This window comes from Myceligenerans indicum, from assembly GCF_016742955.1.
Classification (GTDB): domain Bacteria; phylum Actinomycetota; class Actinomycetes; order Actinomycetales; family Cellulomonadaceae; genus Myceligenerans; species Myceligenerans indicum.
The window spans coordinates 1-6,331 of record NZ_JABBYC010000091.1 but is presented as its reverse complement, the minus strand read 5'-3'; the positions used below and the strand labels follow the sequence as shown (position 1 = coordinate 6,331).

The window sequence follows — 6,331 nt, the reverse complement described above, 5'->3', positions numbered from 1 at the left end:
TCGGAGATGTGTATAAGAGACAGGGTCCGGCGTCGGCTCGGTGGCGGAGGGGCTGGGCGCGGGTTCCGGCTTCGCCGGGGCGGGCGTGGCAGGCGTGGCGGTGGGCGTCGAGGTCTGCCCGGCGTCCGGCGTGGAGGCGGCCGTCGGGTCCTCGGTCGGATCGCCGGCCGGCTGCCCGGGCTCCGCCGGAGCTGTCGTGCAGGCCGGCCCGTCCATCCACTCGCCCCACTCGTAGCGGTCGAGGCGGACCCAGGTGACGCAGTATCCGTCCGGGAACGTCTGGGGCGCCTCCTCGAAGGCGGCCCAGCCCGCGTACCGTTCCTTGGTGTCCAGGGTGCGCCGGAAGTAGGTGCTGCCCTGGCTGTCCAGCGGCCTGACCGTGTACTCCAGGCTGGCGTCCACGGAGATGTGCCACTGGTCGAACGTGGCGCCCTCGGCGTCGACGCTCAGCCCCTGGTGCCCGTACGCCTCCGCAGCCGTTCCGGCCGCACCGGCGAGACCCACCGCGAGGAGGGCGAGTCCGAGAAGCCGGAGCGCTCCCAGCCGAATCACAGTCGGTGATACTACGGGATCGTCAGTACGTTCCACATGGCGGCAGCGGGTGAACCTCGGTCAGGCCAGCGCGAAGCCCACAGCCAGGGCCCCGCCGTGCGACTGGTCGCGGGGAATCAGAGAGAGCCTGGTCAGGCGCTCGCCCCACACGGCGGACAGCTCGTCGTCGTCGATCTCGCGGACGTCGAGCGCGGCGTCCGCGGCTTCGGGGTCCCAGGTGATCCGGAGCGAGCGGACCTCGGGGTCCGGCCGGCCCGCAGCATGCCGGACCGTGGCTCGTCCGGACGTCGCATCGAGATCCACGTCCCCCGCCAGCAGCCAGTGCAGAACCGTCGGCCGGTCACCACCCGGTGCCGCCCGGGACGGCGTGGCCGCCGCGTGCTCCACGGCCGCCGGAATCCCCCTACGGGCGTCCTCGGAGAACGACCACGCGTCCCTGACGGTGACCGACTCCGTCGCGCGGTCCAGCGTCACCTCGCGCCACCAGGCCACCAGACCGTCGACGGCGTAGGCCCCCGCGAGGTCGAGCCGTGCGGTCCAGGAGCCGTCGGGAGTGCCGGGCGGGGCGACGGTCATGGACCGCGCCGCGAACTCGGGGCCGGCACACTGCTCCGCGCCGCGGACCTGCGGGACGTTGTGCCAGGCCGAGCGTATCGGCCACTGCTCGTAACGCTCGTCGCCGAACGTCCCGGCGCGATAGGTCGGCTTCCCGGCGTCGACCACCACGGGCACGCCGTCCAGAGCGACCATGACCTCGCCGACGTCGTTGTGGTTGTGGTTCTCCCCGTTGTGCCCACCCTTGACGAACACGGCCACGCCCTCGACCGCACCCGGCCGCGACCGGGCGAGCGCCACCTGCGTCTCCGGCAGCCACACCTCGCCCACCAGCGGCGGAGTGGCCCCGGCGGACAGGGCGTTCCAGTCGTCGTCGCACAGCATCAGCACGGCCCGGGACAGCGTGACCCGCTCGTCCCACAGGATCTCCGGGCGACCGCGGTACGACGCCGCGTGCCGTGCCGCGTCGTCGTCCCCGACCCGGCGGGCCCACGAGTGCACCAGGTTCCACGGCCAGGTCCAGATCGGTCGAGCCGGGCTGTCCGCGACACCCACGTACCAGTCGCGCCCCAGGAACATCCGGTGCGGGAAGGCGATGATCTGCCGGATCGTCTCGGCGCGGACCTCCGCGGCGCCGGACGCCGCGCGCGAGCCGTCTCCGTCGCCGTCGGAGGAGGCTCCGGACGGGCCGTCGGCCGACCCATGTGCCCGGACCGGTCCCGCCGGGGCGTGCCGTGCGCGGGCGTGGTCGAGCAGGTCCTGCGCCTCCTGTGCGCGGGCCGCGCCCTGCCACCAGTAGTGATAGCCCTCGTCGATCCCGCCGTCGGCCGGTAGCGAGTCCCAGTAGGCGGCGATGCCCTGATCGACGAGCTCCACGATGTGGTGGCGCCGCGCCGCGTCGTCCTCGAGCGCGAGCGCGGCCGCCAGGACGTTGCTCTGGATCCACGGGCTCCAGTTCATCAGCGGCTGCTCGATCCCGAGCCACCACCAGTCGCGGCGATCCGTGAACGGACGCAGCACCCGTTGCCGTGCCTCGTGCCGGATACGCGCCCGGACACCGGGGGCACGCTCGTCGACGGCAGGCCCGAGCAGGTGGTCCACCCAGGCGAGCTGCCCGGCGACCTCGCCCGCCCCGAGGTCGAGGCACGGATCGGTGACGTCGGGGACGACATACCCGTTGCGTTCCCAGGAGTGCTCGTGGGCGGCCCAGCACCAGGTGGACTGCTCGCACAGGAGGATCACGCCGTCGATCACCTCGTCGAGGAAGCGCTCGTCGCCCGTGTGCAGGGCGGCGAGCGTGGCATAGGTGAGGCGGTGCTGCCGCGCGATGACGTTGCCCTCGTAGTCCTTGCGGTCGCCGTCGCGCCAGAACCGGGCGAACTGTGCGACCCGGGCCTCGGGCCAGGGCGTGCCGAGGGCGCTCGCGGCGTTCTCGACCGCGGAGGCGAGGGCCGATCCCATCCGCTCGGAGGTCCAGAAGGCTCGATCGGTGACATCGGGTGCGGGCAGGCGGGTCATCGGGGAATCCTCTCCTTCAGCGGTTCGCTCTCGTCGCCGGACGAACCGGGGCCCGTGAGGCCGTCGTCAGGTGGGGATGGACGTGCCGCTCGTAGCGGGACAGGACGGTCGCCGCCGTCGCCGCGGGAGGCGCCGCCCAGACCTCCTCGTTGAAGATCTCGGTCTCGACGTAGCCGGTGTACCCGGCCTCGCGCACCCATCCGGAGATCGTCGCGAAGTCGATGTAGCCGTCGCCCACGTGCCCGCGGGAGTTCAGCGGCTCCGCGGCCAGCGGCAGGATCCAGTCGCACACCTGGTACGACGCGATCCGCCGCGCCCTGCCCGCTCGCTCGATCTGCTCGGGCAGAGCCGGGTCCCACCACACGTGGTAGGTGTCGACGACGACGCCGACCTCCTCGGGCGCGAAGGGCTCCGCGAGGTCCAGGGCCTGGCCCAGCGTGGAGATCACGGCACGGTCCGCCGCGAAGATCGGGTGCAGCGGCTCCAGCACGATCCGCACACCGTGCTCGCGCGCGATCGGCGCCAGGTCCGCGAGCCGGTCCGCCACCCGTGCGCGGGTCGCCACCAGATCCCGGTCCTCCGGCCCGGCGTCGGGGCGTGGCCCCGCCCCCGGCGCCGACATCGCGGGGAGCCCGCCGACCACGAAGATCAGCTCCGGAGCGCCGATCGTCGCGGCCTCCTCGAAGGCCCGCCTGTTCTCGTCGAGCGCCGCGGAGATCCCGGCGTCGTCCCGGGCGGTGAGGAACCCTCCCCGGCACAGCGACGACGCGACCAGGCCGGCGTCGGCGATGATCTTCGCGGCCTGGGTCGCACCCACCTCCTGGACGCGGTCACGCCACGGGCCGACCGCGCCGAAGCCCGCCGTCGCCGCCGCCTCGCAGGCCTCGGCGAGTGTCGCGTGCTTGATCGTGGCGGTGTTCAGCGACGCCCGCCGCAGGTCGGTCGGGACGGTGGGCGCCGTCGGCGCGCCGGCGCCCGCTCCCGCGGAGCCGCCGGCCGTGTCGCCGGTCGTGTTGCCGCTCATGCGTTCACTCCGTTCACCGTGAGGAAGGCGGCCATCCGGCGCCCGGCCAGCTCCGGGTCCAGGAGCATGCCGCAGCCGTCGGCCAGCCGGAACAGCTCCACGAGGTGTGCCACCGACCTGCCCGCGTGCAGTCCGCCCACCAGCGAGAAAGCGGGCTGGAATCCGTTCAGCCAGGACAGGAACGCGATCCCCGTCTTGTAGTAGTACGTCGGCGCCTCGAAGATCGTACGGCCGAGCGACTCGGTCGCCGCGAGGATGTCGTGTCCCCGCTTCGCGGCGCCGGGCTCGCCCGTGGCGGCGGCGTCGAACGCCTGGAGCGCCGTGGATGCCGCCGGGTAGATCGCCGCGAAGATGCCGAGCAGCGCGTCGGAGTGTCCCTGCTCGTCGCCGGCGATGAGTTCCGGGTAGTTGAAGTCGTCACCCGTGTACAGGCGCGGGCGGGCGAGGCGGTCGCCCGGGTGGGCGGTGCCGTCCTGGGCCGAGGCGTCCGGGAGGGCGGCACCCGGAGACGTGGTGCCGGACGCGCTCCCCGCCGGGCCGTCCGTGCCGTCGTCGTCCGCGACCCCGAACCCGGCCGGCATCGCGACCGGGTCCAGTGCGGCGAGGGCGCGCCGGAGCCCGACCTCGTGCGCGGCGTCGAGCAGTGACACCTTCACGCCGTCGATCTTCGCCTGGTGGGCCCGGACGACGTCCAGGAAGACGGCCGTGGCGTCGTCCACCGACGTCGCACCCCAGTAGCCCTCCAGTGCCGGGTCGAACATCGTGCCGAGCCAGTGCAGCACCACCGGCTGGTCCGCCTCGGCGAGAACGGCGTCGTACACGTGCGCGTAGTCCTCGGGGCCGCGGGCCACCCGCGCCAGGGCGCGCGACGCCATGACGATGACCTGTGCGCCCGCGTCCTGGACCACGTGCACCTGCTCGCGGTACGCGTCCACGACGGCGGACAGCCCGGCCTCGCCCGGTTCGAGGGCCGCTACGGCCTCCGGCGAGAGCTGGTCGGTTCCCGCGCCGCACGCGACCCGGGCGGCGTGCCCGGTGGCCGACGTCGAGCGGAACGCCGCGGCGTCCGCGGCCGACCGCCGCACGAGCTCCTGCGTCGCGGCCCAGTCCAGGCCCATCCCGCGCTGGGCGGTGTCCATCGCGTCGGCGACGCCGAGGCCGTAGGACCAGATGCGGTGGCGGTAGGCCAGGGTGCTGTCCCAGTCGACCGATGCCGGTTCACCGGGGACGTTCGTGGCTCCGGGATGCGGCACGACGTGCGCCGCGGCGAACGCGACACGGCTGGTCAACGGCCTGTCAGGGAGTGTCCAGGGGCCCGGTGCCCGCAGGTCGACGGCCTCGGTCCCCGTCAGCGACCCGGCGTCGTCGAACACCGGGAGGGTGAGCCTCGCCCCGTTCACAGCGTGATCTCCGGGATCTCGACGCGGCGGCCCTCGGCCGAGGACCGCAGGCCCAGCTCCGCGAGTTGCACGCCACGCGCCGCGGACAGCAGGTCGAAGCGGTGCGGCCGCCCGGCGACGGCGTCGCGCAGGAACTCCTCCCACTGCGCCTTGAACCCGTTGTCCAGGTCGCCGTTGGCCGGGACCTCCATCCACTGGTCGCGGAACGACTCGGTGACCGGCAGGTCCGGGTTCCACACCGGCTTGGGGGTGTGGGCGCGCTGCTGCGCCACGCACTTGTTCAGGCCGGCGACGGCGGAGCCGTGCGTGCCGTCGATCTGGAACTCGACGAGCTCGTCGCGGTAGACGCGCACCGCCCAGGAGGAGTTGATCTGGGCGATCACGTCGTCGCCGTCCGGGGTCTCCAGCTCGAAGATGCCGTAGGCGGCGTCGTCGGCGGTGGCGGTGTACTCCTTGCCCTGCTCGTCCCAGCGGGTGGGGATGTGCGTGGCGGTCCTGGAGGTGACGGACTTGACCTGGCCGACGATGCCCTCCATGACGTAGTTCCAGTGGCAGTACATGTCGGTGGTCATGGAGCCGCCGTCCTCACGGCGGTAGTTCCAGGACGGGCGCTGCGCGGCCTGGATGTCGCCCTCGAACACCCAGTAGCCGAACTCGCCGCGCATCGACAGGATGCGGCCGAAGAAGCCCTCGTCCACCAGGCGGCGCAGCTTGACCAGGCCGGGTAGGTACAGCTTGTCGTGCACGACGCCGACCGTCACGCCCGTCTCCTCGCGCAGCCGGGCGAGCTCGATCGCCTCCTCCAGCGTCTCCGCGGTGGGCTTCTCGGTGAAGACGTGCTTGCCCTGCTTCATCGCCTTGGTGAGCGTGGCGGGGCGGAGGTTGGTCATCGCGGCATCGAACACGACGTCGGCGTCGGCGATGGCGGCGTCGAGGTCGGTGGTCCAGTGCTCGACGTCGTGCCTGGCAGCCAGTTCCTTGAGCTTCTCGGCGTTGCGGCCCACGAGGACCGGCTCGACCTGGACCTTCGAGCCGTCGGCCAGGGTGACGCCACCCTGCTCGCGGATCGGCAGGATCGAGCGCAGCAGGTGCTGTCGGTAGCCCATGCGGCCGGTCACGCCGTTCATGGCGATGCGCAGGGTGCGTGTCATGGGGGACTCCTTCGTCGTGCTCTCTGGGCGGCTCCTTGCGGAATGCGCTTTCCCAAGGGTAGCGCAAGGAGTCGCGAGGGTGGGACAAGGAGTCTGTCTCTTATACACATCTGACGCTGCCGACGATAAGG

General features: G+C 72.6%; 4 protein-coding genes and 1 pseudogene. All 5 read right to left on the bottom strand.

The features are described from left to right. A pseudogene (locus HGK34_RS21610) lies at positions 1-552 on the bottom strand (hypothetical protein); the annotation flags it as partial. Between the two features lie 60 nt (positions 553-612). Continuing rightward, the gene (locus tag HGK34_RS21605; RefSeq protein ID WP_201851367.1) at positions 613-2,625 is read right to left on the bottom strand and encodes a heparinase II/III domain-containing protein; all 2,013 of its coding nucleotides are present in this window, start codon (positions 2,623-2,625) and stop codon (positions 613-615) included. Positions 2,626-2,641: 16 nt separating this feature from the next. Next, positions 2,642-3,649, bottom strand: a complete 1,008-nt coding sequence (locus HGK34_RS21600) for a sugar phosphate isomerase/epimerase family protein (protein ID WP_201851365.1) — start codon at positions 3,647-3,649, stop codon at positions 2,642-2,644. After that, a complete protein-coding gene (locus tag HGK34_RS23090; protein WP_372433177.1) occupies positions 3,646-5,049 on the bottom strand; it encodes a dihydrodipicolinate synthase family protein in 1,404 nt (467 codons plus the stop codon). The genes HGK34_RS21600 and HGK34_RS23090 overlap by 4 nt, the downstream gene beginning before the upstream one ends. Continuing rightward, a complete protein-coding gene (locus tag HGK34_RS21585) occupies positions 5,046-6,200 on the bottom strand; it encodes a Gfo/Idh/MocA family protein (protein WP_201851363.1) in 1,155 nt (384 codons plus the stop codon). Before HGK34_RS21585 ends, HGK34_RS23090 begins: the two co-directional genes overlap by 4 nt. Positions 6,201-6,331: the final 131 nt, after the last annotated feature.

What these genes read in the sequence shown, in the direction of transcription:
- HGK34_RS21600 (WP_201851365.1), bottom strand. Translation starts at nt 3,649, where the DNA reads ATGAGCGGCAACACGACCGGCGACACGGCCGGCGGCTCCGCGGGAGCG.
- HGK34_RS21605 (WP_201851367.1), bottom strand. Translation starts at nt 2,625, where the DNA reads ATGACCCGCCTGCCCGCACCCGATGTCACCGATCGAGCCTTCTGGACC.
- HGK34_RS21585 (WP_201851363.1), bottom strand. Translation starts at nt 6,200, where the DNA reads ATGACACGCACCCTGCGCATCGCCATGAACGGCGTGACCGGCCGCATG.